This window comes from Streptomyces lacaronensis, assembly GCF_047337785.1.
Classification (GTDB): domain Bacteria; phylum Actinomycetota; class Actinomycetes; order Streptomycetales; family Streptomycetaceae; genus Streptomyces; species Streptomyces lycopersici.
The window spans coordinates 8,584,393-8,610,178 of record NZ_JBLHDK010000003.1 but is presented as its reverse complement, the minus strand read 5'-3'; the positions used below and the strand labels follow the sequence as shown (position 1 = coordinate 8,610,178).

The 25,786-nt window shown below is 71.0% G+C and carries 23 protein-coding genes; 8 read left to right on the top strand and 15 right to left on the bottom strand.

The features are described from left to right. Positions 1-151: 151 nt before the first annotated feature. From ACMTAK_RS37055 to ACMTAK_RS37045, 3 genes are all read left to right on the top strand, one after another. On the top strand, positions 152-1,078 hold the full coding sequence (locus tag ACMTAK_RS37055) for an ABC transporter ATP-binding protein (protein ID WP_413810200.1): 927 nt from the start codon (positions 152-154) through the stop codon (positions 1,076-1,078). After that, complete coding sequence (locus tag ACMTAK_RS37050) at positions 1,075-1,848, top strand: ABC transporter permease (protein ID WP_413810199.1); 774 nt, start codon at positions 1,075-1,077, stop codon at positions 1,846-1,848. The genes ACMTAK_RS37055 and ACMTAK_RS37050 overlap by 4 nt, the downstream gene beginning before the upstream one ends. 85 nt (positions 1,849-1,933) lie before the next feature. Continuing rightward, the gene (locus ACMTAK_RS37045) at positions 1,934-2,926 is read left to right on the top strand and encodes a COX15/CtaA family protein (RefSeq protein ID WP_413810198.1); all 993 of its coding nucleotides are present in this window, start codon (positions 1,934-1,936) and stop codon (positions 2,924-2,926) included. Here ACMTAK_RS37045 and ACMTAK_RS37040 read toward each other — a convergent pair. The 3 genes from ACMTAK_RS37040 to ACMTAK_RS37030 all read right to left on the bottom strand — a co-directional run bounded on the left by ACMTAK_RS37040 (position 2,896) and on the right by ACMTAK_RS37030 (position 5,519). Then, positions 2,896-4,032, bottom strand: a complete 1,137-nt coding sequence (locus ACMTAK_RS37040; RefSeq protein ID WP_413810197.1) for an amidohydrolase — start codon at positions 4,030-4,032, stop codon at positions 2,896-2,898. The two genes, ACMTAK_RS37045 and ACMTAK_RS37040, sit on opposite strands and share 31 nt — an antisense overlap. Before the next feature lie 86 nt (positions 4,033-4,118). After that, the gene (locus ACMTAK_RS37035; RefSeq protein ID WP_413810196.1) at positions 4,119-4,544 is read right to left on the bottom strand and encodes a hypothetical protein; all 426 of its coding nucleotides are present in this window, start codon (positions 4,542-4,544) and stop codon (positions 4,119-4,121) included. A gap of 24 nt (positions 4,545-4,568) precedes the next feature. Next, positions 4,569-5,519: a heme o synthase gene (locus tag ACMTAK_RS37030; protein WP_413810195.1), complete on the bottom strand. Its 951-nt coding sequence runs from the start codon at positions 5,517-5,519 to the stop codon at positions 4,569-4,571. Positions 5,520-5,902: 383 nt separating this feature from the next. Between ACMTAK_RS37030 and tkt the strand changes: the two genes are divergently transcribed. The 5 genes from tkt to pgl are packed head-to-tail and all read left to right on the top strand — an operon-like array spanning position 5,903 to position 12,598. Further along, the gene (tkt, locus tag ACMTAK_RS37025) at positions 5,903-7,981 is read left to right on the top strand and encodes a transketolase (RefSeq protein ID WP_413810194.1); all 2,079 of its coding nucleotides are present in this window, start codon (positions 5,903-5,905) and stop codon (positions 7,979-7,981) included. A gap of 43 nt (positions 7,982-8,024) precedes the next feature. Next, positions 8,025-9,143 (top strand): transaldolase, encoded by a 1,119-nt coding sequence (gene tal / locus ACMTAK_RS37020; protein ID WP_413810193.1) that lies wholly within the window; start codon positions 8,025-8,027, stop codon positions 9,141-9,143. Between the two features lie 4 nt (positions 9,144-9,147). Beyond that, positions 9,148-10,671, top strand: a complete 1,524-nt coding sequence (gene zwf, locus ACMTAK_RS37015; protein ID WP_413810192.1) for a glucose-6-phosphate dehydrogenase — start codon at positions 9,148-9,150, stop codon at positions 10,669-10,671. Next, the gene (gene opcA / locus ACMTAK_RS37010) at positions 10,668-11,819 is read left to right on the top strand and encodes a glucose-6-phosphate dehydrogenase assembly protein OpcA (protein WP_413810191.1); all 1,152 of its coding nucleotides are present in this window, start codon (positions 10,668-10,670) and stop codon (positions 11,817-11,819) included. Before zwf ends, opcA begins: the two co-directional genes overlap by 4 nt. Further along, positions 11,816-12,598, top strand: coding sequence for a 6-phosphogluconolactonase (gene pgl / locus ACMTAK_RS37005; protein WP_413810190.1), 783 nt, complete (start codon positions 11,816-11,818; stop codon positions 12,596-12,598). Before opcA ends, pgl begins: the two co-directional genes overlap by 4 nt. Positions 12,599-12,695: 97 nt before the next feature. On the opposite strand, the gene pgi is transcribed toward pgl, so the two are convergent. The 12 genes from pgi to uvrC all read right to left on the bottom strand — a co-directional run bounded on the left by pgi (position 12,696) and on the right by uvrC (position 25,681). Then, positions 12,696-14,348: a glucose-6-phosphate isomerase gene (pgi, locus tag ACMTAK_RS37000; RefSeq protein WP_413813108.1), complete on the bottom strand. Its 1,653-nt coding sequence runs from the start codon at positions 14,346-14,348 to the stop codon at positions 12,696-12,698. A gap of 50 nt (positions 14,349-14,398) precedes the next feature. After that, entirely contained in the window at positions 14,399-15,637 is a 1,239-nt protein-coding gene (locus ACMTAK_RS36995; protein WP_413810189.1) for an MFS transporter, read from the bottom strand. A gap of 159 nt (positions 15,638-15,796) precedes the next feature. Then, positions 15,797-16,132: an RNA polymerase-binding protein RbpA gene (locus ACMTAK_RS36990; protein WP_009718803.1), complete on the bottom strand. Its 336-nt coding sequence runs from the start codon at positions 16,130-16,132 to the stop codon at positions 15,797-15,799. Positions 16,133-16,351: 219 nt separating this feature from the next. Then, positions 16,352-16,579 (bottom strand): preprotein translocase subunit SecG, encoded by a 228-nt coding sequence (gene secG, locus ACMTAK_RS36985; protein ID WP_014059875.1) that lies wholly within the window; start codon positions 16,577-16,579, stop codon positions 16,352-16,354. 113 nt (positions 16,580-16,692) lie between these two features. Then, on the bottom strand, positions 16,693-17,469 hold the full coding sequence (tpiA, locus tag ACMTAK_RS36980) for a triose-phosphate isomerase (protein WP_262702712.1): 777 nt from the start codon (positions 17,467-17,469) through the stop codon (positions 16,693-16,695). A gap of 5 nt (positions 17,470-17,474) precedes the next feature. Then, positions 17,475-18,677: a phosphoglycerate kinase gene (locus tag ACMTAK_RS36975; protein WP_413810188.1), complete on the bottom strand. Its 1,203-nt coding sequence runs from the start codon at positions 18,675-18,677 to the stop codon at positions 17,475-17,477. Positions 18,678-18,760: 83 nt separating this feature from the next. Next, positions 18,761-19,765, bottom strand: a complete 1,005-nt coding sequence (gene gap / locus ACMTAK_RS36970) for a type I glyceraldehyde-3-phosphate dehydrogenase (RefSeq protein ID WP_198267364.1) — start codon at positions 19,763-19,765, stop codon at positions 18,761-18,763. Positions 19,766-19,931: 166 nt separating this feature from the next. Next, positions 19,932-20,279 (bottom strand): hypothetical protein, encoded by a 348-nt coding sequence (locus tag ACMTAK_RS36965; protein WP_413810187.1) that lies wholly within the window; start codon positions 20,277-20,279, stop codon positions 19,932-19,934. Positions 20,280-20,584: 305 nt separating this feature from the next. After that, entirely contained in the window at positions 20,585-21,574 is a 990-nt protein-coding gene (whiA, locus tag ACMTAK_RS36960; protein ID WP_020872204.1) for a DNA-binding protein WhiA, read from the bottom strand. After that, complete coding sequence (locus ACMTAK_RS36955) at positions 21,565-22,584, bottom strand: gluconeogenesis factor YvcK family protein (protein WP_413810186.1); 1,020 nt, start codon at positions 22,582-22,584, stop codon at positions 21,565-21,567. The genes whiA and ACMTAK_RS36955 overlap by 10 nt, the downstream gene beginning before the upstream one ends. After that, complete coding sequence (gene rapZ, locus ACMTAK_RS36950) at positions 22,581-23,516, bottom strand: RNase adapter RapZ (RefSeq protein ID WP_262702717.1); 936 nt, start codon at positions 23,514-23,516, stop codon at positions 22,581-22,583. Before rapZ ends, ACMTAK_RS36955 begins: the two co-directional genes overlap by 4 nt. Continuing rightward, positions 23,513-25,681, bottom strand: coding sequence for an excinuclease ABC subunit UvrC (gene uvrC / locus ACMTAK_RS36945; protein WP_413810185.1), 2,169 nt, complete (start codon positions 25,679-25,681; stop codon positions 23,513-23,515). Before uvrC ends, rapZ begins: the two co-directional genes overlap by 4 nt. Positions 25,682-25,786 lie beyond the last annotated feature (105 nt).

Genomic DNA, 25,786 nt, shown 5'->3' with positions numbered 1-25,786 from the left:
GTTCGCCGGTTCCGGTGGAGTACATCACTTAGGCCTGCCTAAGTCCGAGATGCGGGCTCACCTGCGGCGACGTGTCCGGGCCGGTCGGCGGGCGCCGCGGCTTCAGGCCCTGCCGCCCACGGACGGCCCCGGGATTCGTAGACTGCCGGGCATGCGAGAAGAGCCCGCGGTCGACATCGTCGGCCTGGTCAAGCGGTACGGCCCGAAGACCGCGGTCGACGGGCTCGATCTGTCCGTCGGCCGGGGCACCGTGACCGCCGTTCTGGGCCCCAACGGAGCCGGTAAGACCACCACCGTCGAGACCTGCGAGGGGTACCGCCGCCCCGACGCCGGGACGGTCCGGATATTCGGGCTCGACCCGGTCAGGGACGCCCCGGCGCTGCGCCCCCGGGTCGGGGTGATGCTCCAGTCCGGAGGCGTTTATTCCGGCGCGCGCGCAGAAGAGATGCTGCGCCACACCGCCTCCCTCCACGCGCATCCGGTGGAGGTGAATCCGCTGATCGAGCGGCTCGGCCTCGGCTCCTGCGGCCGGACCACCTACCGGCGGCTCTCCGGGGGCCAGCAGCAGCGGCTCGCGCTCGCCATGGCCGTCGTCGGCCGCCCCGAGCTGGTCTTCCTCGACGAGCCGACCGCCGGGCTCGACCCACAGGCCCGCCGCGCCACCTGGGACCTCATCCGCGATCTGCGCGACGACGGGGTCACCGTGATGCTGACGACCCACTACATGGACGAGGCCGAGCAGCTCGCCGACGATGTGGCGATCATCGACGGCGGCAAGGTGATCGCCCGGGGCACCCCGGAGGAGCTGTGCCGGGGCGGCGCCGAGAACACCCTGCGCTTCATCGGCCGCCCCGCGCTCGACCTGGCCTCGCTGCTCAAGGCGCTGCCCGCCGACTCCACGGCCGCCGAGCTGACGTCCGGCTCGTACCGCGTCACCGGCAAGGTCAACCCCCAGATGCTGGCCACCGTCACCACCTGGTGCGCGCAGAACGGGGTGATGCCGGACCGGATCTCGGTCGAGCGGCACACCCTCGAGGACGTCTTCCTGGAGCTCACCGGTAAGGAGCTGCGAGCGTGACCGCCACGGGCACATTTCTCCCCAAGCCGGGGGCGGCCCCGCTGCCGCGGATGATCCGGGCGCAGGCCGCGCTGGAGACCCGGATGCTGCTGCGCAACGGCGAGCAGCTGCTGCTGACCGTCGTCATCCCGTCCCTGGTGCTGGTGCTCTTCAGCACCGTCGACATCGTCGACACCGGCTCGGACGGCAGCACGGTGGACTTCCTGGCGCCCGGCGTGCTGGCGCTCGCCGTGCTGTCCACGGCGTTCACCGGACAGGCCATCGCCACCGGCTTCGAGCGGCGCTACGGCGTGCTCAAGCGGCTCGCCGTCTCACCGCTGCCGCGGTGGGGGCTGATGGCCGCCAAGACCTGTGCGGTACTGGTCACCGAGGTGATGCAGATCGTGCTGCTGACCGCGATCGCGCTGGCGCTCGGCTGGTCGCCGCACGGCGACCCGCTCTCCGTCGCGCTGCTGCTGATCCTCGGCACCGCGGCGTTCTCCGGCCTCGGGCTGCTGATGGCGGGCACCCTGAAGGCCGAGGCGACCTTGGCCGCCGCGAATCTGGTCTTCCTGCTGCTGCTCGTGTCGGGCGGCGTCATCGTGTCGCTGGACAAGTTCCCGGGCGCCGTGCGGAGCGCGCTGGAGCTGCTGCCGATCTCGGCGCTCTCGGGCGGACTCCGGGACGTCCTCCAGGACGGGGCCGGGATGCCGTGGCGGGATCTGGGGATCCTGGCGGTCTGGGCGGTGCTGGGGCTGGGCGCGGCGGCCCGCTTCTTCCGCTGGGAGTAGCCCGAGGCGGCCCTTACAGCCTGCGGCTTTACCGGAACACAACCCCTCGTGAAAAGCTGCACAAGCGGCGGCCTACGATGGGCGGGTGCCGAATTCGCTGAATCCCTTCGAGCTGATCGCCCGGCGCTGGCAGCCCTCCGCGCGCTTCGTGGAGCGGGCCGCGCTGGCCACCGTGGTGATGGCCGTGGTCATCGTGGTGACCGGGGGCGCGGTCCGGCTCACCCAGTCCGGCCTGGGCTGTGACACCTGGCCCAAGTGCACCCCGTCCAGCCTCACGCCCACCGCCGACATGGGCATCAACGGTGTCATCGAGTTCACCAACCGCATGCTGACGTACGTCCTGTGCGTCTTCGTCGGTGTGCTGATCATCGCCGCGCGGGCCCGCACGCCGGTGCGCCGCTCCCTCACCCGGCTGGGCTGGACCCAGTTCTGGATCGTGATGGGCAACGCCGTCGTCGGCGGCATCGTGGTCCTCACCGGACTCAACCCGTACATCGTCAGCTCGCACTTCCTGCTGTCCTCCGCGCTCCTCACGGTGGCGATGGTGGTCTGGCAGCGGGCTCGCGAGGGTGACGGTGAACCACGCGACCTCATCGCCCGGCCGGTGCGCCAGCTGACCTGGCTGCTGGTCGGCGCGACCCTGGCGCTGATCCTGATCGGCACGGTGGTCACCGGCGCGGGCCCGCACGCGGGTGACGCCCGTAAGGTGCACCGCATCCCGCTGAACTGGCAGGAGATCACCCAGCTGCATGTGGACTTCGTCTACATCGTGCTGGGCCTCACCGTCGCCCTGTGGTTCACGCTGCGGGCCGTGAAGGCCCCCGCCGCCCAGCGCCGTACGGTCCTGGAGCTCCTCGTCGTGCTGCTCGCGCAGGGCGTGATCGGGTACGTGCAGTACTTCACCCATCTGCCCGAGGTCGTCGTCGGCATCCACATGCTCGGCTCCTGCCTGGTGTGGATCGCGGTGCTGCGGGTGCTGCTCGCCCAGCGCGAGCGCGCCGCCCTTCCGGCGGCCGCGCCCGCCCCCACCGGCGACCACGAGACCGTTCAGCCCGAGCCGGCCGCGTCCAGCCGGTAGACCCGGCGCGCGGTCCCGGCCGCGACCAGCCCGGCGATCCGCTGGGCCTCGGCCCGGGTGCAGATCCCCTCGCCGACCCACTCCTCGGCCAGCCGGGCCATGGCCTGGCCGAACAGCCGGGAAGCGGTCACATACAGCTCGGGCAGCGCCCGCGCGCCCGTCGAGAACAGCAGCTTGCCGAACGGCGCCTCGCCCAGGGTCTCCCCGGGCCGCGGCCCTGCGTCCGCGTAGACGTGCGGGAAGGCCGCGGCGAGCTGGGCCGCCCGCCGGTGGTGCGGCCGGTCCGGCAGCAGCACCAGATCGGTGCCGAAGCCCGCCGTGGCGCGCAGGAAGCCGATGAGCGACTGCGGATCGGCACAATGCAGCTGCACCGGAAGACCGGTCGCCACGGCGCTCCACAGCAGATGCCGGGCGAGCGCGGGGTCGGGGGCACGGTCCCGGGCCGGGCGGCCGGTGAGCGCGAGCCAGCGGGCGGCGGCGCGCCGCACCTCGCGCGGGTCGGGCGGGAGCTCGTCGCAGAAGGCGATCCCCATGGCGAAGGCGGTCGCGTGCTGGGCCGCCGCGTACAGGGCCTCCGCGGTGTTGCCGATGAAGGCGTCGACCGTGCCGGAGGTGTCGGCGACCTGCTCGGCCAGCGGCTCCAGCCGGACCACCTCGAGGACCGTGCCGTCGGCGGCCGCGGCCAGCTCGTCCGGGGTGCTGAGGTCGTCCCGGGCGCCGGACTCCAGCAGAAAGGTGCCGATGCCCGCGCCGCGCAGCAGCAGCCGCGCGGCGCGGTAGGCGCCCAGCTCACGGCGGCGGGCGAGATAGCTGACGGGCGCGCAGTGGGGCTCCATGCCCAGCAGCGGGGGGCACCAGCGGCGCACCGCGAGGCCGGTCCAGCTGTCGAAGAAGGTGGTGCCGGCCGGGGCCGCCCCGGACCCGGCGGCGGCCGCCAGATGGGTTTCGAACGAGCCGACTCCGAGCTCGCCGTCGACCGTGCCGTGGCTGTGCTGGTCGACCAGCGGCGGCAGGGTGATCGGCCCCGCCGCCGGGGCCGGCCCGTCGCGGGGGACCGGACCGATCGGCGGGCCCACGGTATCCGGGGAGTCCGTCGCCTCGTGCATCGCCGCCCGCCTCCTCGCCCTCCGGCATCGACGGGCTTAACGGACGGAAGGGGCGCGAGGTGTCGCCGGACCCGTTATCAGGCGTTCTACGAGGCGGCCGCCGGAGGGTTGCCGGGTCCGCCGAGCTGGATGCCCGCCATGCGCGTCCACTCGTACGGACCGGTGCGGACCTTGGCGGCGAGTTCGCCGTCGAAGTCGTCCCTGAGGGTCAGCCCGGCGAGCTCGGCGGCGCGCCGCGCGCTGTCCTGGGAGGCGGCCACGAGGACGCCCCATTCGCCGTCGGCGCCCACGAGTGCGATCCGGACGGCGCCGCGCCCGATGTGCGCGATCTGCCCCTCGGCGCCGCCGTGACTCCCGGCGAAGGCCGTGATCTGGCGGGCGAGCCGATCGGCCCGCTTCTCGTCCTTGGACGGCTTGGCGGGCTTGGGCGGCTTGGCCGGTGCTTCCGGCGCGGAGGGCTGGGCGGCCGACTCGCCGCTCTCGGGTGTCTCCGGCTGGGTGGTGTCTGCCATACAGCCGATGCTACCCGCCGGTAATCACCGCAGGAAAGGGTCCACGGCGACGGCGACGAAGAGCAGCGACACATAGGTGATCGACCAGTGGAACAGCCGCATCTCCTTGAGCTTCGCGCCCGTGATCCCGGCCCTGGCGCGCGCCTGGAGACCGTGCGCCTCCTTGAGCCAGAACCCGCCCAGCACGGCCGCGACGACGGGATAGAACCAGCCGGTGTAGCCCAGCGGCCACAGCAGCAGCGAGACGCCGACCATGGCCCAGCTGTAGAGGACGATCTGGCGCGCGACCGCCTTGTTGCCCGCGATCACCGGCAGCATCGGCACGCTGGCCCGCTCGTAGTCGTCCTTGACCTTCATCGACAGCGGCCAGTAGTGCGGCGGCGTCCAGAAGAAGATCACGAGGAAGAGGATGACGGCGGCCCAGGAGACCTCGTTGGTCACCGAGGACCAGCCGATGAGCACGGGCATGCAGCCCGCGATGCCGCCCCAGACGATGTTCTGCGAGGTGCGGCGCTTGAGCCACATGGTGTAGACGACGACGTAGAAGGCCAACGCGCCGAGCGACAGCATCGCGGACAGCGGGTTGACCAGCGCCCAGAACCAGGCCGTCGACCCCGCCGCGAGCGCGAAGGCGAAGACGAGGCATTCCCGCGGCGAGACCATGCCGGTCACGAGCGGGCGCTGCGCGGTGCGCTCCATCAGCGCGTCGATGTCCCGGTCGTAATACATGTTGAACGCGGCGGCGCCACCGGCGGACAGATAGCCGCCGACGCAGGTGGCGACCACCAGCCACAGGTCCGGGACGCCCTCGGCGGCCAGGAACATGACCGGCACCGTCGTCATCAGCAGCAGTTCGATGACGCGCGGCTTCGTCAGCGCCACGAACGCCTTGACACGGGCCCCGAACGGCCGGTGACCGGAGCTCGTTTCGCTCGTCTCGAGCACCCCCGCAGGACGGGATTCGACGGCCGTCACGCACACCCCTGGTGGAAGCAAGAACAAGCAAGCACCGGACATGAAGAGCCGGTAAAGACTTGCGCGTACCACGCCACTCTAGACGTAGCGGATGCGCCGCCCGCCGCCGGGGTCCCTCGTGTTGTAGGCGGACGGCAAGGCGCCCGTAAGGCGGCCACGCCCGGGGGGCGACGGGCCCGGCAGAGCCCGGAACGGCGCCTTCCGTAGGGCCCGGGACGTCCTTCGGACGGGCCCCGGAGGGAATGCGGCAACCTCGGAATTCGTTCCTTATCCCGTTGGGTGGAACTCGAAAAGACGACCGTTGTTCCAGGGGTAGGCTCGACAACGCCGGTGTACATACGGTCACCGGATTTCGACATTGTGGAGAGGAGCCCTGACTCAGGGTGAGCACCAAGCCGACTACCACAGACCTCGAGTGGACCGATCTGGACCAGCGAGCCGTCGACACGGCCCGGGTCCTGGCCATGGACTCCGTACAGAAGGTCGGTAACGGCCACCCTGGCACGGCCATGAGCCTCGCGCCCGCCGCGTACCTGCTCTTCCAGAAGCTGATGCGGCACGACCCCTCCGACGCGGGCTGGGCGGGCCGGGACCGCTTCGTCCTCTCCCCCGGGCACACCAGCCTGACCCTCTACGTCCAGCTGTACCTGGCGGGCTTCGGGCTGGAGCTCGACGATCTGCGGTCGTTCCGCACCTGGGGCAGCAAGACCCCGGGGCACCCCGAGTTCGGCCACACCACCGGTGTCGAAACCACCACCGGCCCGCTGGGCCAGGGCATCGCCAACGCGGTGGGCATGGCGATGGCCGCCCGCTACGAGCGTGGCCTGTTCGACCCGGAGGCGCCCGAGGGCGCCTCTCCGTTCGACCACACCATCTGGGCGATCGTCTCCGACGGCGACCTGGAGGAGGGCATCTCCGCCGAGGCGTCCTCGCTGGCCGGCCACCAGAAGCTGGGCAACATCGTCGCCCTGTACGACGACAACCACATCTCGATCGAGGGCGACACCGCGACCGCGCTCTCCGAGGACGTGCTGAAGCGCTACGAGGCGTACGGCTGGCACGTCCAGCGCATCGAGCAGGCCGAGAGCGGCGACTTCGACATCCACGCGTTGCACGCGGCGCTGAAGGCGGCGCAGGCCGAGACCGAGCGCCCCTCGATCATCGCGGCCCGTACGATCATCGCCTGGCCCGCCCCGAACGCGCAGAACACCGAGGCGTCCCACGGCTCGGCGCTGGGCGCCGACGAGGTCGCCGCCACCAAGCGCGTCCTCGGCTTCGACCCCGAGCAGCACTTCGCGGTCGACACGGAGGTCATCAACCACACCCGCGCCCTGGTCGAGCGCGGCCGCGAGGCCCACGCCGCCTGGGACAAGAAGCTCCAGGAGTGGCGGAACGCCAACTCCGAGCGGGCCGCCCTGTTCGACCGGATCACCGCGGGCGAGCTGCCCGAGGGCTGGGAGAGCGCGCTGCCGGTCTTCGAACCGGGCAAGGACGTCGCCACCCGTAAGGCGTCCGGCCAGGTGCTCAAGGCGCTCGGCGGGGTGCTCCCCGAGCTGTGGGGCGGCTCCGCCGACCTCGCGGGCTCCAACAACACCACGATCGACGCGTCCTCGTCCTTCCTCCCGAAGGGCAACCCGCTGCCGGAGGCCGACCCGTACGGCCGCACGATCCACTTCGGCATCCGCGAGCACGCCATGGGCTCGACCATGAACGGCATCGCGCTGCACGGCAACACCCGTGTCTACGGCGGTACCTTCCTGGTCTTCTCCGACTACATGCGCCCGGCCGTCCGGCTCGCCGCGCTGATGAAGCTGCCGGTCACCTACGTGTGGACGCACGACTCCATCGGCCTCGGCGAGGACGGCCCGACCCACCAGCCGGTGGAGCACCTGTCCGTGCTGCGCGCCATCCCGGGCCTGAACGTGGTCCGCCCGGCCGACGCCAACGAGACGGCCATCGCATGGCGGGAGATCACCCGCCGCCACACCGCGAACCCGGCTCCGCACGGTCTGGCGCTGACCCGGCAGAACGTGCCGACCTACGAGGCCGACGAGAACGCCGCCAAGGGCGGTTACGTCCTCTTCGAGGCCGAGGGCGGTCAGCCGCGGGTCATCCTCATCGGCACCGGTTCCGAGGTGCAGCTCGCCGTGGAGGCGCGCGAGCAGCTCCAGGCCGCCGGGATTCCCACCCGCGTTGTGTCGATGCCCTCGGTCGAGTGGTTCGAGGAGCAGGACAAGGGGTACCGGGAGACAGTGCTGCCGCCGTCCGTCAAGGCTCGGGTGGCCGTCGAGGCGGGTATCGGCCTGACCTGGTACCGCTACGTCGGCGAGGCCGGCCGCATCGTCTCGCTCGAGCACTTCGGCGCCTCGGCCGACTACAAGGTGCTCTTCCGGGAGTTCGGCCTCACCGCCGAGGCCGTGGTCACCGCCGCCCGCGAGTCCCTCGACGCCGCCGGGCGCTGACCCCACAGACGACGTAAGTGCGACGAGTAGGAGAACACACCCCATGACAGACGCACTCAAGCGGCTGGCCGACGAAGGCGTCGCCATCTGGCTCGACGACCTCTCCCGCAAGAGGATCACTTCCGGCAATCTGGCCGAGCTGATCGACCAGCAGCATGTCGTAGGCGTCACCACCAACCCGTCGATCTTCCAGAAGGCGATCTCCGGCGGTGACGGCTACCAGCAGCAGGTGGCCGACCTCGCGGTCCGCCGGGTCACCGTCGAGGAAGCCGTCCGCATGATCACCACGGCGGACGTCCGCGACGCGGCCGACATCCTCCGGCCGGTGTACGACGCGACGGGCGGCCAGGACGGCCGGGTATCCATCGAGGTGGACCCGCGCCTGGCCCACAACACGGCCGCCACCATCGCCGAGGCCAAGCAGCTGGCCTGGCTGGTGGACCGGCCCAACACCTTCATCAAGATCCCGGCGACCGAGGCGGGGCTGCCCGCGATCACCGAGGTGATCGGCCTGGGCATCAGCGTCAATGTCACCCTGATCTTCTCCCTGGAGCGGTACCGCGCGGTCATGGACGCCTTCCTGGCCGGTCTGGAGAAGGCCAAGGCCGCGGGTCTTGACCTGCAGAAGATCCACTCGGTGGCGTCCTTCTTCGTCTCCCGCGTGGACACCGAGATCGACAAGCGCATCGACAAGCTCGGCACCGACGAGGCCAAGGCGCTGCGCGGCAAGGCCGCCGTCGCCAACGCCCGCCTCGCGTACCAGGCGTACGAGGAGGTCTTCAGCTCCGACCGCTGGGACGTCCTGGACCGCGCGAACGCCAACAAGCAGCGTCCGCTGTGGGCCTCGACCGGTGTCAAGGACCCGGCGTACAAGGACACCATGTACGTCGTGGATCTGGTCGCCCCCGGCACCGTCAACACCATGCCGGAGGCCACCCTGGAGGCGGTCGCCGACCACGGCGAGATCCGCGGCGACGCCGTGCGCGGCACGTACGAGCAGGCCAAGGCCGACCTCGACGCGCTGGCCGGGATCGGGATCTCCTACGACGACGTCGTCCAGGTGCTGGAGGACGAGGGCGTCGAGAAGTTCGCGTCCTCGTGGAACGACCTGCTGAAGTCCACCGAGGCGGAGCTCAAGCGCCTCGCACCCTCGGAGGCATGAAAACGTGAGCAGCAGCAATCCGCTGCGTGACCCACGAGACCGGCGGCTCCCGCGCATCGCGGGGCCGTCCGGCCTCGTGATCTTCGGCGTCACGGGCGACCTGTCCCGTAAGAAGCTGATGCCGGCCATCTACGACCTGGCCAACCGCGGGCTGCTGCCCCCGGGCTTCTCACTCGTCGGCTTCGCCCGCCGCGACTGGGAGAACGAGGACTTCGCCCAGGTCGTACACGACGCGGTCAAGGAGCACGCGCGGACCCCGTTCCGCGAGGAGGTCTGGCAGCAGCTGGCCGAGGGGTTCCGCTTCGTCCCCGGCGTGTTCGACGACGACGAGGCTTTCGTCCAGCTGCGGGCGACCATAGAGGAGCTCGACAAGGCGCGCGGCACCGGCGGCAACTTCGCCTTCTATCTGTCGGTCCCGCCGAAGTTCTTCCCCACCGTCGTCCAGCAGCTCAAGAAGCACGGGCTGTCGCACGGGCAGGGCGACTCCTGGCGGCGCGCGGTCATCGAGAAGCCCTTCGGCCACGACCTGAAGAGCGCCCAGGATCTCAACCAGGTCGTCCACGAGGTCTTCCGGCCCAGTGACGTCTTCCGGATCGACCACTACCTGGGCAAGGAGACGGTCCAGAACATCCTGGCGCTGCGCTTCGCCAACACGATGTTCGAGCCGATCTGGAACCGGTCGTACGTCGACCATGTACAGATCACCATGGCCGAGGACATCGGCATCGGCGGGCGCGCGGGCTACTACGACGGCATCGGCGCGGCCCGCGACGTCATCCAGAACCACCTGCTGCAGCTACTCGCGCTGACCGCCATGGAGGAGCCCGCCTCCTTCGACGCGTCCTCCCTGGTCACCGAGAAGCTGAAGGCGCTCAGGGCGGTCAAGCTGCCCAAGGACCTGGGCAAGCACACGGTGCGCGCCCAGTACGCCCCCGGCTGGCAGGGTGGTGAGGAGGTGCACGGCTACCTCGAGGAGGAGGGCATCGACCCCCACTCGAAGACCGACACCTACGCCGCGATCAAGCTGGAGATCGACAACCGCCGCTGGGCGGGTGTCCCCTTCTACCTGCGCACCGGCAAGCGGCTGGGGCGGCGGGTCACCGAGATCGCGGTGGTCTTCCAGCGCGCTCCGCACTCCCCCTTCGATGCCACCGACACCCAGGAGCTGGGGCAGAACGCCCTGGTCATCCGGGTGCAGCCGGACGAGGGCGTCACCATCCGGTTCGGTTCCAAGGTGCCCGGCACCTCCATGGAGATCCGGGACGTGACGATGGACTTCCAGTACGGCGAGTCCTTCACCGAGTCCAGCCCCGAGGCGTACGAGCGGCTGCTGCTGGACGTCCTGCTCGGCGAGGCGAACCTCTTCCCGCGCCATGAGGAGGTCGAGCAGTCCTGGCGGATCCTGGACCCGATCGAGGAGTACTGGGACCAGCACGGCAGGCCCGAGCAGTACACCTCCGGTACCTGGGGGCCGAAAGCCGCGGACGAGATGCTCGCACGAGACGGACGGAGCTGGCGGCGGCCATGAACATCGATCTCACGGACACCACGTCCAGCCGGATCAACTCCGCTCTGGTCCAGGCACGCCGGGCCACCGGTACCCCGGCCGTGGGCATGGTGCTCACCCTCGTCATCGTCACCGACGAGGGCAACCACTACGACGCGCTGCGGGCGGCGAGCGAGGCGTCCAAGGAACACCCCTCGCGCACGCTGGTCGTCATCAAGCGGCCGGGCCGGTCGCCGCGCGACCGCAAGATGGCCCGGATGGACGCCGAGGTGCGGGTCGGCGGCGAGACCGGCACCGGCGAGACGGTGCTGCTGCGGCTGCACGGCGAACTCGCCAACCACGCCTACTCGGTGGTCCTGCCGCTGCTGCTGCCGGACGCCCCGGTGGTGGTGTGGTGGCCGGAGGACGCCCCGGAGCACCCCGCCGAGGATCTGCTCGGGCAGCTGGCCCAGCGCCGGATCACCGACGCCCAGGCCACCGAGGACCCGGTCGCGGCCCTCGGGCTGCGGGCCGCCACCTACACCCCGGGCGACACCGACCTGGCGTGGACCCGGATCACCCCGTGGCGCAGCGTCCTGGCCGCGGCCCTGGACCAGCGGCACTCCCCGATCACCTCCGCGGTCGTCGAGGGCGAGGCGTACAACCCGAGCAGCGAGCTGCTCGCGCTGTGGCTCGCCCAGCGGCTGGGGGTCCCGGTGGACCGGCAGGTCTCGGAGGGCCCCGGGCTGACCGCGGTGCGGCTGGAGACGGCCGACGGCGTGGTCTGCCTGGACCGGGCGAACGGCTCGCTGGCCGAGCTGGCCATGCCGGGCCAGCCCGACCGGCATGTGGCGCTGCAGCGGCGTGAGATGTCGGAGCTGATCGCCGAGGAGCTGCGCCGGCTGGACCCCGACGAGAGCTACGAGTCGTCGGTGAAGTTCGGCGTCAGCAGGCTGGGCAAGGGCGGCGTGGGGACGCTGGAGCGGGACGCCAAGGCCGCCCCGGCGACCCAGGTGGTGCCGCCCGGGGCGGACCTGCCGCCGCTGCCGACCCGGGACCCGGAGACGCCCTCGGAGCACGCTCCGGGCTCGCCGAAGAACCCGCCGCAGGCACCGGCACAGCCGCCGGCTCCCAAGCCCCACCCCCCGAAGTCCCAGGAGCAGAAGGCGGACGGGAAGGCGGACAAATGACCGCACCACAGGTGGTCGTCCACCGCGACAAGGAGCTGATGGCCCAGGCCGCGGCGGCCCGGCTGATCACGAAGATCGTGGACGCCCAGGCCGCCCGTGGCTCGGCCTCGGTCGTCCTGACCGGCGGGCGCAACGGCAACGGCCTGCTGGCCGCGCTCGGCGCCTCCCCGGCGCGCGACGCGGTCGACTGGTCGCGGCTGGACCTGTGGTGGGGCGATGAGCGATTCCTGCCCGACGGGCATGCGGACCGCAATGTCACACAGGCCCGCGAGGCGCTGCTGGACGCGGTGGAGCTGGACCCGGCGCGGGTGCACGCGATGCCCGCGTCCGACGGACCCCACGGCGGCGATGTGGACGCCGCCGCCGAGGCGTACGCGACCGAGCTGGCCGGGGCCGCGCGGCCGGAGAACCACGGCGCGGTGCCGTCGTTCGACGTAACCCTGCTCGGCGTCGGCCCGGACACCCATGTGGCCTCGCTCTTCCCCGAGCTGCCCGCCGTCCGGGAGACCGAGCGGATGGTGGTCGGGGTGCGCGGCGCGCCCAAGCCGCCGCCGGTGCGGATCTCGCTGACCCTGCCCGCGATCCGCGCGGCACGGGAGGTGTGGCTGCTGGCGGCCGGTGAGGACAAGGCGAAGGCGGTCACGATAGCGCTGTCGGGCGCCGGGGAGCTGCAGGCTCCGGCGGCGGGCGCGCGCGGTCGCGGCCGGACGCTGTGGTTGCTGGACCGGGCCGCGGCGGCGGGGCTGCCACGCGAGCTGTACCCCCCGGCGTCGCCGTAACCCTCGTATCGCATACGACGGTCCCCCGGGCGCTTCAGGCGCCCGGGGGACCGTTCGTTGTCGTGAGGGCCGGAAGGTTTTCCGGCCCTCTCAGGCCTCAGCGGCCGCGCAGCGAGCGGTAGGTGGCGACCAGGTGCTCGGTGGAGGTGTCCAGACCGGGCACCTCGGCGCCCTCGGTCAGGGCGGGCTCGACGCGCTTGGCGAGCACCTTGCCCAGCTCCACTCCCCACTGGTCGAAGGAGTCGATGTTCCACACCGCGCCCTGGACGAAGACCTTGTGCTCATAGAGGGCGACCAGCTGCCCCAGCACCGACGGGGTCAGCTCGTGGGCGAGGATCGTGGTGGTGGGGCGATTGCCGTCGAAGGTCTTGTGCGGCACCAGCTCCTCGGGCACTCCCTCGGCGGCGACCTCCTCGGCGGTCTTGCCGAAGGCCAGCGCCTGGCCCTGGGCGAAGAGGTTGGCCATCAGCAGGTCGTGATGGGACTCCAGCCCGGGCGGCAGATCCTTCACCGGCCGCGCGAAGCCGATCAGATCGGCCGGGACCAGCTTGGTGCCCTGGTGGAGCAGCTGGTAGTAGGCGTGCTGGCCGTTGGTGCCGGGGGTGCCCCAGACGATGGGGCCGGTCTGCCAGCCGACGCGGTTCCCGTCCCGGTCCACATGCTTGCCGTTGGACTCCATGTCCAGCTGCTGCAAATAGTCGGTGAACCGCGACAGATAGTGGCTGTAGGGCAGGACGGCATGTGCCTGGGCGCCGTGGAAGTTGTCGTACCAGATGCCCAGCAGGCCCATCAGCAGCGGGACGTTCTGCTCCGGCGGGGCGGTGGAGAAGTGCTCGTCGACCAGGTGGAAGCCGGCCAGCATCTCGCGGAAGCAGTCCGGGCCGATGGCGACCATCAGGGAGAGACCGATGGCCGAGTCGTAGGAGTAGCGCCCGCCGACCCAGTCCCAGAACCCGAACATGTTGTCCGTGTCGATGCCGAACTCGGCGACCTTCTCGGCGTTGGTCGACACCGCCACGAAGTGCTTGGCGACGGCCTCCTGACCGGCCCGGAGCCCGGTCAGCAGCCAGTCGCGGGCGGAGACGGCGTTGGTGATGGTCTCGATGGTGGTGAAGGTCTTGGAGGCGACGATGAACAGCGTCTCGGCGGGGTCCAGGTCGCGCACCGCCTCGTGCAGATCCGCCCCGTCCACATTGGAGACGAACCGGAACGTCATCGAGCGGTCGCTGTAGGAGCGCAGCGCCTCGTACGCCATCTTCGGGCCCAGATCGGAGCCGCCGATGCCGATGTTGACGACGTGTCGGATCCGCTTGCCGGTGTGGCCGGTCCAGTCGCCGGACCTGACGCGGTCGGCGAAGACGGCCATCTTGGCGAGCACGGCGTGCACTTCGCCGACGACGTCCTGCCCGTCCGCCTTGATCTCCGCGGAGTGCGGTGCGCGCAGCGCGATGTGCAGCACCGAGCGGTCCTCGGTGGTGTTGATCCGCTCGCCGCGGAACATGGCGTCGCGCAGCTCGGCCACCTTGGTGGCGCTCGCCAGTTCGCGCAGCAGCCGCAGGGTCTCGTCGGTCACCAGGTGCTTGGAGTAGTCGACGTGGAGATCGCCGACCTGAAGGGTGAGGCGGCTCCCGCGCTCCGGGTCGCCCGCGAACAGGTCGCGCAGATGAGCGTCGCCCAGCTCCTTGCGGTGTGCGGCCAGCGCGTGCCATTCCGGCAGCTGGTCCAGCCTGGTGCGGCCTTCCATGTTCATCTCGGACATCAGCCCACTTCTCGTCGGTACCTGGCCCCCGTGCCACCAACCTAATTGATGACGGGCCGCATTCCTGGAACGAGGGCCGCCACCCCGCAGACGAAGAGCGCGGCGGCCCCCAGCGCCGGGGTATTGAGCCCCCATGCCTCGGCCATCACCCCGCCCAGCAGCGCGCCGAGCGGGGCGCCCGCGATCGACAGCGTACGGAAGGCCGAGCTCACCCGCCCGAGTGCCCCGTCTGGGCTGCGCTGCTGCATCATCGTCACCTCGGTGACGTTCCAGACGATCCCCGCGAAGCCGAAGAGGCCCATGGCGGCGACCGCGACCGGCAGGCTCCGTATCGCCCCGAGGGCGGCCAGGGCGCCGATCTGCGCGGTGCCGCACACCACGAGGGCACGGGCGCGCCCCAGCTTCTCGGTGAGCCGGGCGGCCACCAGGCCCCCGGCCACGCTGCCGATCCCGTAGACGGTGATGACCGCCGCGTAGCCGGTGTTCCCGGCGTCCAGCCAGCCGGTGATGTGCACTACCAGAGTGGCGATGAGCGCGCCGATGCCGATGTTGCACAGCGTGGTGGAGGCGCACAGCGCCCGCAGCGCGCGGTCCCGCCACAGCACGGCCAGGCCCTCGGCGATATCGCGCCGCAGCGACCCGCCCGGCGGGCGCGGGGCCCGCTCGGGGGGTGCCGCCCCCAGCGAGGCGACCAGCGCGGCGGCGGCGAGATAGGTGGCCGCGTCCGCCGCGTACGGCATCGCGGCGCCGAGGCCGAGCAGCACCGGGACCAGCGGGGCGCCCACGAACCGGCCCATGACCTCCTGCCCGGTCATCAGCCGGGAGTTGGCCCGGCCCAGCGCCTGCTGCCCCACCACGGACGGCAGCAGCGCCGTGGCCGCGTTGTCGAACAGGGTCTGCAGCGTGGTGAGGGCGAAGGCGAGGACGAGCAGCAGCCCGATGGTGGCCCGGTCCAGCCACACCGCGACGGCGAACCCCGCCATCAGGACGGCCCGCACGCCGTCCACCGCCCACATCGCCCGCCGCTGGTCCACCCGGTCCGCGATGGCCCCGCCGATCAGCCCGAACAGCAGCCAGGGCAGAAAGCCGCAGGCGGTCACGAGCGAGACCAGCACCGGCGAATCGGTCAGCGAGACGGCCAGCAGCGGCAGCGCCGCACCCCGCAGCGCGTCCCCGAACCGGGATACGACGGCGGCCGCCCACAGCCGCCCGAACCCCCCGCGCCACGCGGGCCCCGCCGGCTTCCCGGCACCCAGCTCAGCGGCGTCCACCGCGGCCATGACGATCCCCCTCCGCCCCATGCGTCGGCCCCCACCCGGCGGGACGGCTCCCCCCGGTGATCGAGCACCTCATGACCGTAGCCCGCGCCACTGACAACGGCCCGGCCGCGCACCCCTCACAGGAGGTGCCCGGCCGGGCCGTCGTACCGCGTTGTGTGTCTAGATCTCGCCCCGGAGCTTGGCGAGTGCCTCGGCGAGGATCGCCTCGCCGTCGGCGTCGCTGCGCCGCTCCCGTACGTACGCCAGATGCGTCTTGTACGGCTCGGTGCGCGGCGGGTCCGGCGGGTTGTCCCGGTCCTTGCCGGCCGGGAAGCCGCAGCGGGGGCAGTCCCACGTGTCAGGGATCTGCGCGTCGCTGGCGAAGCTCGGCACGGTCTCATGCCCGTTCGAGCACCAGAAGGAGATGCGCAGGCGCGGCGCCGATTCGCCTCGCTCGGCTTCTCCCATCGGCCCCGCCCCGACCCGACTTCCACGGATCGCGTTGCCACTTGCCACGGTCGTAACTCCCTGCGTGATGGTGCCGCGAAGCCTCGATTGGCAGCTTCGCCGCCCGGCGCCCCAGTCTACGTAAGGCCCAACGCGCGTCCAGTGAGAGGAGTTACACCCGTCACGGAGGACGCCATGCCATCATAGGCCGCATATGGGCCCCGCTGACGACGGTACGTCAGTTATCGGGCGTCAGCCGAGTCCCGGACGGGCCCCGCCGGCGGACCCTCAGTCGAGCTTCATCAGCAACCCGAGCACGACGATGCAGACGAACCACAGCAGCCCGACCACCACGGTGATGCGGTCCAGGTTGCGCTCGGCGACCGAGGAGCCGCCCACCGAGGACTGCATGCCGCCACCGAACATGTCGGACAGGCCGCCGCCCTTCCCCTTGTGCATGAGCACCAACATCATCAGCAGCAGGCTGAAGATGATGAGGGCGATCGAGAACCCCATGATCACAGCTGGACCAACCTTCTCGGGCTTGTACGGACGTCGGGGGCCGGACGGTGCGATTTCCACCGCCTCGACCCCCGACAGGGTACGACGACGCGCGCGCTAGGGCCTACTCACTGGTCGCGGAAACGAACGATCTTGACGAATTCGTCCGCGTCCAGCGACGCGCCGCCGATCAGGGCGCCGTCCACATCCGGCTTGGCCATGATCGCGGCGACGTTCCCCGACTTCACCGAGCCGCCGTACTGGATCCTGACCTTGTCGGCGACCTCCTGGCCGTAGAGCTCGGCGAGCCGGCCGCGGATCGCCCCGCAGACCTCCTGGGCGTCCTCGGGGGTCGCGACCTCGCCGGTGCCGATCGCCCAGACCGGCTCGTAGGCGATCACGATGGTCTCGGCCTGCTCGGCCGGGACGTCCTTCAGGCCCCCGTCCACCTGGGCGAGGGTGTGCGCGACCTGGTTGCCCGCCTTGCGGACGTCGAGGCCCTCGCCGACGCACAGGATCGGGGTGAGGTCGTTGCGGAAGGCCGCCTTGACCTTGGCGTTGCACAGCTCGTCGGTCTCGTCGTGGTACTGGCGCCGCTCCGAGTGCCCGACGACGGCGTAGGCGCACCTGAGCTTGGCCAGCATCGGGCCGGAGATCTCGCCGGTGTAGGCGCCGGAGTCATGTGCCGAGATGTCCTGGGCGCCGTACTTGATCTTCAGCTTGTCGCCGTCGACCAGGGTCTGCACGGACCGCAGATCGATGAAGGGCGGCAGCACCGCGACCTCCACGGCCTCGTAGTCCTTGTCGGCGAGCCCGAAGGCGAGCTTCTGGACGTGGGCGATGGCCTCGAGGTGGTTGAGGTTCATCTTCCAGTTGCCCGCCATCAGCGGAATGCGGTCACTCACGGTGTTCAGTCCTCCAGTGCGGCGAGGCCGGGGAGCGTCTTGCCCTCGAGGTATTCGAGGCTCGCTCCACCGCCGGTCGAGATGTGGCCGAAAGCGTTCTCGTCGAAGCCCAGGATGCGTACGGCCGCGGCGGAGTCGCCGCCACCGACCACGGTGAAGGCCGGGCTGTCCAGGAGCGCCTGGGCCACGGCCCGGGTGCCCTCGGCGTAGTCGGGGTGCTCGAAGACGCCCATGGGGCCGTTCCAGAAGACGGTGGCGGCGTCGGCCAGCTTCGAGGCGTAGAGCTTGCGCGTCTCCGGGCCGATGTCCAGGCCCTGGAGGTCGGCCGGAATCGCGTCCGCGGCGACGAGCCGTGGGTTCGCGGGGGCCTTGGTCTTCAGGTCCGGGAATTCGGGCGCGGCCGTGACATCGACCGGGAGCACGAACTCCACACCGCGCTCCTCGGCCCGGCGCAGATAGTCCTGGACCGCCGGGACCTGGTCCTCCTGCAGCAGTGAGCCGCCGACCTCGTGGCCCTGGGCCTTGAGGAAGGTGTACGCCATGCCGCCGCCGATCAGGATGCGGTCGGCCTTCTCCAGCAGGTGGTCGATCACGCCGAGCTTGTCGGAGACCTTGGCGCCGCCGAGGACCACCGCGTAGGGCCGCTTGACGTCCTCGGTGAGCTTCTTCAGGACGGTGAGCTCGGCGGCGATCAGGTCGCCCGCTGCGTGCGGCAGCCGCGCCGGGAGGTCGTACACCGAGGCGTGCTTGCGGTGGACCGCGCCGAAGCCGTCACCCACATAGAGGTCGGCGAGGGCGGCGAGCCGGTCGGCGAAGGCGCCGCGCTCGGCGTCGTCCTTACTGGTCTCACCGGCGTTGAAGCGCAGGTTCTCCAGCAGCGCGACCTCGCCGTCGCCAAGGGCCGCCACGGTGGCCTGAGCGCTGTCGTCCACGGTGTCGGTTGCGAAGGCGACCTGCTTGCCGAGGAGTTCGCCGAGCCGCCGGGCGACCGGGGCGAGCGAGTACTGGGGGTCCGGGGCGCCCTTGGGGCGGCCCAGGTGCGAGGCGACGATCACCTTGGCGCCCCGGTCCAGGAGCTTGGTGATCGTCGGGACGGCGGCGCGGATCCGGCCGTCGTCGGTGATCGTCTCGCCGTCGAGCGGGACGTTCAGATCGGCGCGGACGAAGACCCGCTGCCCGGCGACCTGATGATCGTCAATCGTCTTCACAGGGATGACTCCTTGATCATGGATCGGGGCCCGTTACGACGGCGTCGTAGCGGGCCCCGTTTCCTAGCTCATCGGGACAGCGGTCAGAGCCGGCCGCCGACGAAGACGGTCAGGTCGACGAGGCGGTTGGAGTAGCCCCACTCGTTGTCGTACCAGCCGACGACCTTGACCTGCTTGCCCTGGACCATGGTCAGGGAGGAGTCGAACGTGCAGGACGCGGGCCAGTTGACGATGTCCGAGGAGACGATCGGGTCCTCGGTGTACTCGAGGATGCCCTTGAGCTGACCCTCGGCGGCCTTCTGGAAGGCGGTGTTGATCTCGTCCTTGGTGACCTCGCGGTCGAGCTCCAGGACGAGGTCGGTGACCGAGCCGGTCGGGACCGGGACGCGCATCGCGATGCCGTCCAGCTTGCCCTTGAGCTGCGGGAGGACCAGCGCGGTGGCCTTGGCGGCACCGGTGGAGGTCGGGATGATGTTCTCGGCCGCCGCGCGGGCGCGACGCAGGTCCTTGTGCGGGAAGTCCAGGATGCGCTGGTCGTTGGTGTACGCGTGGACCGTCGTCATCATGCCCTTGACGATGCCGAAGTTCTCGTCGAGGACCTTGGCCATCGGCGCCACACAGTTGGTGGTGCAGGAGGCGTTGGAGATGACGTGGTGGTTCGCCGGGTCGTACTTGTCCTGGTTGACGCCCATCACGATGGTGATGTCCTCGTTCTTGGCGGGCGCGGAGATCAGGACCTTCTTGGCGCCGGCGGCAAGGTGCTTGGCGGCGTCCTCCCGCTTGGTGAAGATGCCGGTGGACTCCACCACGATGTCGGCGCCGAGCTCGCCCCACGGAAGTGCGGCCGGGTCGCGCTCGGCCATCGTCTTGAAGGTCTGGTTGCCCACCGTGATGGTGTCCTCGGTGTGGCTGACCTCGTGCTTCAGCCGACCGAGGATGGAGTCGTACTTGAGCAGGTGGACCAGGGTGGCATTGTCGGTCAGGTCGTTGACACCGACGATCTCGATGTCCGCGCCCTGCTCAAGGAGCGCGCGGAAGTAGTTGCGACCGATGCGGCCGAAGCCATTGATGCCTACGCGGATCGTCACGAACCGATCTCCTCGTTGGTGTGCCGGTCTGGACGCCGGCGAACGTGTAATGGGATGTCCCCGACCGCCTCCGACCCTACCGCTATCACGGGACGTACGTGACATTGGCATCGGCGGCCCATGACCACCGGAAAGTGGTACGGACCGCCGATTCAGTCACGATGTGTCACGCGCTGTCAACGACGCAGCGCAGGTAGCGCGTCGCCCACCAACCGGCCCTCTGGCCGTCGTCGGGGACGGGCTCCAGGCCGAATCCCAGCAGTACGGTGTCCCGCGTGGTGACGCCCGCGGCGGTGGGGAACAGCTCCCGCGAACGGGACCAGTCCCCGGCGTTCGCCGGACCGCCCTCCGGCGCCCCCGGCACCGCCCACGGGCCGAGAGCGCCCCAGCCTGGGGCCCCGTCAACCGTCCCGAACCGCGGACCTGCGGTCAACAGGCTCGGGCCGTTCACGGCTGAGAAGTTGACGAACGCGTGCGGATTGGGCGGGAGGCCCGCCTCGCACTCGGTGGACACCTCGAGTTCGTTGACTCGGTTCGATGCGGCTCCGCTTATGCTCCCGACTGCCCGGGCTCACACCGATTCATGCTCTTCTGCGAAGCCGGCTTCCGCGCCCGGAGTCACATCCACCGCAGGACCACGGTGCGGGATCGTTGACGGGGCCCCACGCCGGACGCGCCCAGCGACATCCGCCCGGTCAGCGCCATCTGAGCCGTATCCCCGGCAAACCGGTTCGTGCTTGCAAGCTCACGAGCGGATACGAAGAGACCGTCGGACCGCTACCCGGTCTCGGGGCGGTCGGCCCTGGACGCGGGGCGCCGTCAGCCGACCATGCCGTCGGCCATCTCCTCGGTCAGGCTGGACTCGGTGCCGGGGATGCCCAGATCCTGGGCGCGCTTGTCGGCCATGGCCAGCAAACGGCGGATACGGCCCGCGACGGCGTCCTTGGTCAGCGGCGGGTCGGCGAGGGCGCCCAGCTCCTCCAGGGACGCCTGCTTGTGCTCCATGCGCAGCCGCCCGGCCGCGGCGAGGTGCTCGGGCACCTCGTCGCCCAGGATCTCCAGGGCGCGCTGCACCCGGGCCCCGGCGGCGACGGCCGCGCGGGCCGAGCGGCGCAGATTGGCGTCGTCGAAGTTGGCGAGGCGGTTGGCGGTGGCCCGCACCTCGCGGCGCATCCGCCGCTCCTCCCAGGCGAGGACCGACTCATGCGCCCCCAGCCGCGTCAACAGCGCGCCGATGGCATCACCGTCCCGGACGACCACCCGGTCCACCCCGCGCACCTCGCGCGCCTTGGCGGCGATCTGGAGCCGGCGGGCGGCGCCGACCAGCGCGAGCGCGGCCTCCGGGCCAGGGCAGGTCACTTCCAGGGAGGACGAGCGGCCGGGCTCGGTGAGCGAGCCATGGGCGAGGAAGGCCCCGCGCCAGGCGGCCTCGGCGTCGCAGGTGGCGCCGGAGACGACCTGCGGCGGCAGTCCGCGGATCGGCCGGCCGCGGCCGTCGACCAGGCCGGTCTGCCGTGCCAGCTGGTCACCGCCCGCCACCACCCGCACCACGTACCGGCTGCCGCGGCGCAGCCCGCCGGGGGCCATCACCACCAGGTCCGAGGAGTGGCCGAAGATCTCCAGGATGTCCTTGCGGACCCTGCGGGCCGCGATCCCCGTGTCCAGCTCCGCCTCGATCACGATGCGCCCGCTGACCAGGTGCAGCCCGCCCGCGAACCGCAGGATCGCCGAGACCTCCGCTTTCCGGCAGCAGGTCCGGGTGACGGGGAGCCGGGAGATTTCGTCCTTCACCGCTGCCGTCATCGCCATGGGCCGATCCTTCCATGCATCCGAAAAATACGGTCGTACGCGGCCGCCAGAAGCTCCGGGTCATGCTTCGGGGCACCGTCGGTCGCGGCCACCGGCGCAAGCTCGACTGTGCCGCCCAGCCGCTTGGCGGCGTCGCACAGACTGCTCTGGTCGGGGACGGCGGCCTCGTCGGCCAGCACCACGTCGAAGGCGAGTTTAGGGGCGTGTCGGGCCAAAACCTCCAAATGACGCTGCGGGGAGAAGCCGTCGGTTTCTCCCGGCTGAGGAGCGAGGTTCAACGAGAGCACGCGCCGGGCCTTGGTCTCGGTGAGCGCCTTGAGCAGATCGGGGACCAGCAGATGCGGGATCACGGAGGAGAACCAGGAGCCGGGCCCCAGCACCACCCAGTCGGCGTCCATGACCGCCTCGACGGCCTCGGGGACGGCCGGCGGATCGAGCGGCACCAGATGGACCGACTGCACCTCGCCGGGGGTGAGCGCCACGGTGGCCTGCCCGGCGACGGTGGAGACCTCGTCCGGGCGCGCCGGGTCATGGCCCCGGACGTACGCCTGGAGCTCCAGGGGGACGGCCGACATGGGCAGCACCCGGCCGTGGGCGCCCAGCAGCTTGCCCACGAGGTCGAGCGCCTTCACATGGTCGCCCAGCTGCTCCCACAGGGCGACGATCAGCACATTGCCGACCGCGTGGCCGTGCAGCTCGCCCTCGCTGGCGAAGCGGTGCTGGATGACCCGCGCCCAGGTCTGGCCCCAGTCGTCGTCGCCGCACAGCGCGGCCAGGGCCTTGCGCAGATCGCCGGGCGGCAGCACGCCCAGCTCGTCGCGGAGGCGTCCGCTGGAGCCCCCGTCGTCGGCCACGGTGACGACGGCGGTCAGATCGCCGGTGATCCGGCGCAGCGCGGCGAGCGACGCCGACAGGCCCATGCCGCCGCCCAGGGCGACGACCTTGGGCTGTGCGCCCCGGTTCGCCCGCGCCCCGACCAGCCGTCGCAGCCGGTTGCTACGAATGGTCACTCGCGCCCCATGTCCCGGTGGACGATGACGGTCTCCACTCCCTCGGCGGCCAGCCGCGGGGCGAGCCGCTCGGACATCGCGACGCTGCGGTGCTTGCCGCCGGTGCAGCCGACGGCGATGGTCACATAGCGCTTGCCCTCGCGGCGGTAGCCCGCGGCGATGAGCTGGAGCAGTTCCGCGTAGCGGTCCAGGAACTCCTTGGCGCCGGGCTGGTTGAAGACATAGCTGGAGACCTCCTCGTTGAGCCCGGTGAAGGGGCGCAGCTCGGGGACCCAGTGCGGATTGGGCAGGAAGCGGCAGTCCACCACCAGATCGGCGTCGACCGGCAGCCCGTACTTGTAGCCGAACGACATCACGGTGGCCCGCAGTTCGGGCTCCTCCTCGCCCGCGAACTGGGCGTCCATCTTGGCGCGCAGCTCATGGACGTTGAGACTGGAGGTGTCGATCACCAGATCGGCGTCCCCGCGCAGCTCGCGGAGCAGATCGCGCTCGGCGGCGATGCCGTCCACGATCCGGCCGTCGCCCTGGAGGGGGTGCGGGCGGCGCACGGATTCGAAGCGGCGCACCAGCGCCTCGTCGGACGCCTCCAGGAACAGCACGCGCCGCTTGACGTTCTTGGCGGCGAGGTCGGCGAGGGACTCGCGGAGGTTGTCGAAGAAGCGGCGGCCGCGGACGTCCACCACCACGGCGATCCGGGCCACATTGCCCTGGGAGCGGGCGCCCAGGTCGACCATGGTGGGGATCAGCGCGGGCGGCAGGTTGTCCACGACGAACCAGCCGAGGTCCTCCAGACACTTGGCGGCGGTGCTGCGGCCCGCGCCCGACATTCCAGAGATGATCACCAGCTCGGGGATGGCCGCCGCCTCGGCGGGCTCGCCCGACGTGCCCGTATTCACCTGCGCTCCGTCTCCATGGTTCGCGTGCTCGGTCATGGTCTGGTCCCCCCGTTCGACGAAGCCGCGCCGGCGGCCTCGTCCTCAATGATCTCTCCTGTGGCGGTGTTCACGGCGGGCGCGGCCGGGGCGGCCCCGGCGAGCGCCGCGGCGACCGTCTCAGCCGTCTTACGGCCGACGCCGGGCACCTCGCAGATCTGCTCGACGGTGGCGGCGCGCAGCCGCTTGACCGAGCCGAAGTGCTTCAGCAGGGCCTGCTTACGGCTGTCACCGAGGCCCGGAACGGTGTCCAGCGGCCCGGTCTTCAGCGACTTGGCGCGCTTGCTGCGCTGATAGGTGATGGCGAATCGGTGCGCCTCGTCGCGGACCCGCTGGAGGAGGTAGAGCCCCTCGCTGCTGCGGGGCAGCACCACCGGGTCCTCCTCGTCCGGCAGCCACACCTCCTCGAGCCGCTTGGCGAGGCCGCAGACGGCGACATCGTCGACGCCGAGCTCGTCCAGGGCCCGCTTGGCGGCGGCCACCTGCGGCTTGCCGCCGTCGACCACGACGAGCTGGGGCGGATAGGCGAACCGCTTCGGCCGCCCCTCCTCGTCGATCGGACCGGAGGGCCCCTGGTCGGGTCCGTCGGGTCCGTCAGGTCCGTCGATGGGCTGCCCGGCGGTACCGGTGGACCCGGGAGTCTCGACAGCCCCGGGAGCCCCGGATGTCTCGGCGACCCCGGGAACCCCAGCGGGCTCGGACGCCTCGACAGCCCCGGGAACCCCGGAAGCCCCGGCGGCTTCCTCCTGCCACTCCCCCGTCTTCTGCTTCTCCTGCAGATAGCGGCGGAAGCGGCGGCTCACGACCTCGTGCATGGAGCGGACATCGTCCTGCCCGGCGAAGCTCTTGATCTGGAAACGGCGGTACTCACTCTTCCGGGGGAGCCCGTCCTCGAAGACCACCATGGAGGCCACCACGTCATCGCCCTGGAGATGGGAGATGTCGAAGCACTCCACGCGCAGTGGAGCGGAGTCCAGCCCCAGGGCCTCGGCAATCTCCTCCAGCGCCCGGGAGCGCGTGGTGAGGTCGGAGGCGCGCCTGGTCTTGTGCAGCGCGAGCGCCTGCTGGGCGTTGCGCTGCACGGTCTCCATGAGGTCCTTCTTGTCGCCGCGCTGCGGGATGCGCAGATCGACCCGGGAGCCCCGGCGCTCGGCAAGCCACTGGGTGACCGGCTCGGCCGGTTCCGGTACGGCGGGCACCAGGACCTCCTTGGGGACGGCGTCGCCGCGCTCCTCCCCGTACAGCTGCTGGAGGGCGTGCTCGACCAGCCCGGCGGTGTCGACGGCCTCGACCTTGTCGGTGACCCAGCCGCGCTGACCGCGCACCCGGCCGCCGCGCACATGGAAGATCTGGACGGCCGCCTCCAGCTCGTCCTCGGCGACCGCTATCAGGTCGGCGTCGGTGGCGTCGGCGAGCACCACCGCGTTCTTCTCCATGGCGCGCTTGAGCGCCCCTATGTCGTCACGGAGCCGGGCCGCCTTCTCGTACTCCATCTCCTCGGCCGCCTCGTGCATCCGCTCCTCCAGGCGGCGCAGATAGGTGCCGGTGCGGCCGGCCATGAAGTCGCAGAACTCCTCGGCCAGTTGGCGGTGCTCCTCGGCGGTGACACGGCCGACGCAGGGGGCCGAGCACTTGCCGATATAGCCGAGCAGGCAGGGGCGGCCGATCTGCGCGGAGCGCTTGAACACCCCGGCGGAGCAGGTCCGGACGGGGAACACGCGCAGCATCAGGTCGACGGTCTCGCGGATGGCCCAGGCGTGGGCGTACGGGCCGAAGTAGCGCACGCCCTTCTTCTTGGCGCCGCGCATCACCTGGACCCGGGGGAACTCCTCGTTGAGGGTCACGGCGAGGGAGGGGTAGCTCTTGTCGTCGCGGTACTTGACGTTGAACCGGGGGTCGAACTCCTTGATCCAGGAGTATTCGAGCTGCAGGGCCTCGACCTCGGTGGAGACCACGGTCCACTCCACGGCGGCGGCCGTGGTGACCATGGTGCGGGTCCGCGGGTGGAGGTTCGCCAGGTCCTGGAAGTACGACGAGAGCCGCTGGCGCAGGCTCTTCGCCTTTCCGACGTAGATCACCCGGCCGTGCTCGTCACGGAACTTGTAGACCCCCGGCGAGTCGGGGATCTGTCCCGGCTTGGGGCGGTAGCTGCTCGGGTCGGCCATGGTCACCACCCTACTTGCGGGGAGTGACACATCCGGCGCCCTCGGGACGCGGTGCGGTGAGGTCCAGGGGATTCGGGAGTCGCGCGGCCGTCCGGGCGCGCGCCG

Coding starts and splice junctions, on each gene's coding strand:
- ACMTAK_RS37055 (WP_413810200.1), top strand. CDS start 152: ATGCGAGAAGAGCCCGCGGTCGACATCGTCGGCCTGGTCAAGCGGTAC.
- ACMTAK_RS37040 (WP_413810197.1), bottom strand. CDS start 4,032: ATGCACGAGGCGACGGACTCCCCGGATACCGTGGGCCCGCCGATCGGT.
- ACMTAK_RS37035 (WP_413810196.1), bottom strand. CDS start 4,544: ATGGCAGACACCACCCAGCCGGAGACACCCGAGAGCGGCGAGTCGGCC.
- tal (WP_413810193.1), top strand. CDS start 8,025: ATGACAGACGCACTCAAGCGGCTGGCCGACGAAGGCGTCGCCATCTGG.
- opcA (WP_413810191.1), top strand. CDS start 10,668: ATGAACATCGATCTCACGGACACCACGTCCAGCCGGATCAACTCCGCT.
- pgl (WP_413810190.1), top strand. CDS start 11,816: ATGACCGCACCACAGGTGGTCGTCCACCGCGACAAGGAGCTGATGGCC.
- pgi (WP_413813108.1), bottom strand. CDS start 14,348: ATGAACATGGAAGGCCGCACCAGGCTGGACCAGCTGCCGGAATGGCAC.
- ACMTAK_RS36995 (WP_413810189.1), bottom strand. CDS start 15,637: ATGGCCGCGGTGGACGCCGCTGAGCTGGGTGCCGGGAAGCCGGCGGGG.
- secG (WP_014059875.1), bottom strand. CDS start 16,579: ATGGGGTTCTCGATCGCCCTCATCATCTTCAGCCTGCTGCTGATGATG.
- whiA (WP_020872204.1), bottom strand. CDS start 21,574: ATGGCGATGACGGCAGCGGTGAAGGACGAAATCTCCCGGCTCCCCGTC.
- rapZ (WP_262702717.1), bottom strand. CDS start 23,516: ATGACCGAGCACGCGAACCATGGAGACGGAGCGCAGGTGAATACGGGC.
- uvrC (WP_413810185.1), bottom strand. CDS start 25,681: ATGGCCGACCCGAGCAGCTACCGCCCCAAGCCGGGACAGATCCCCGAC.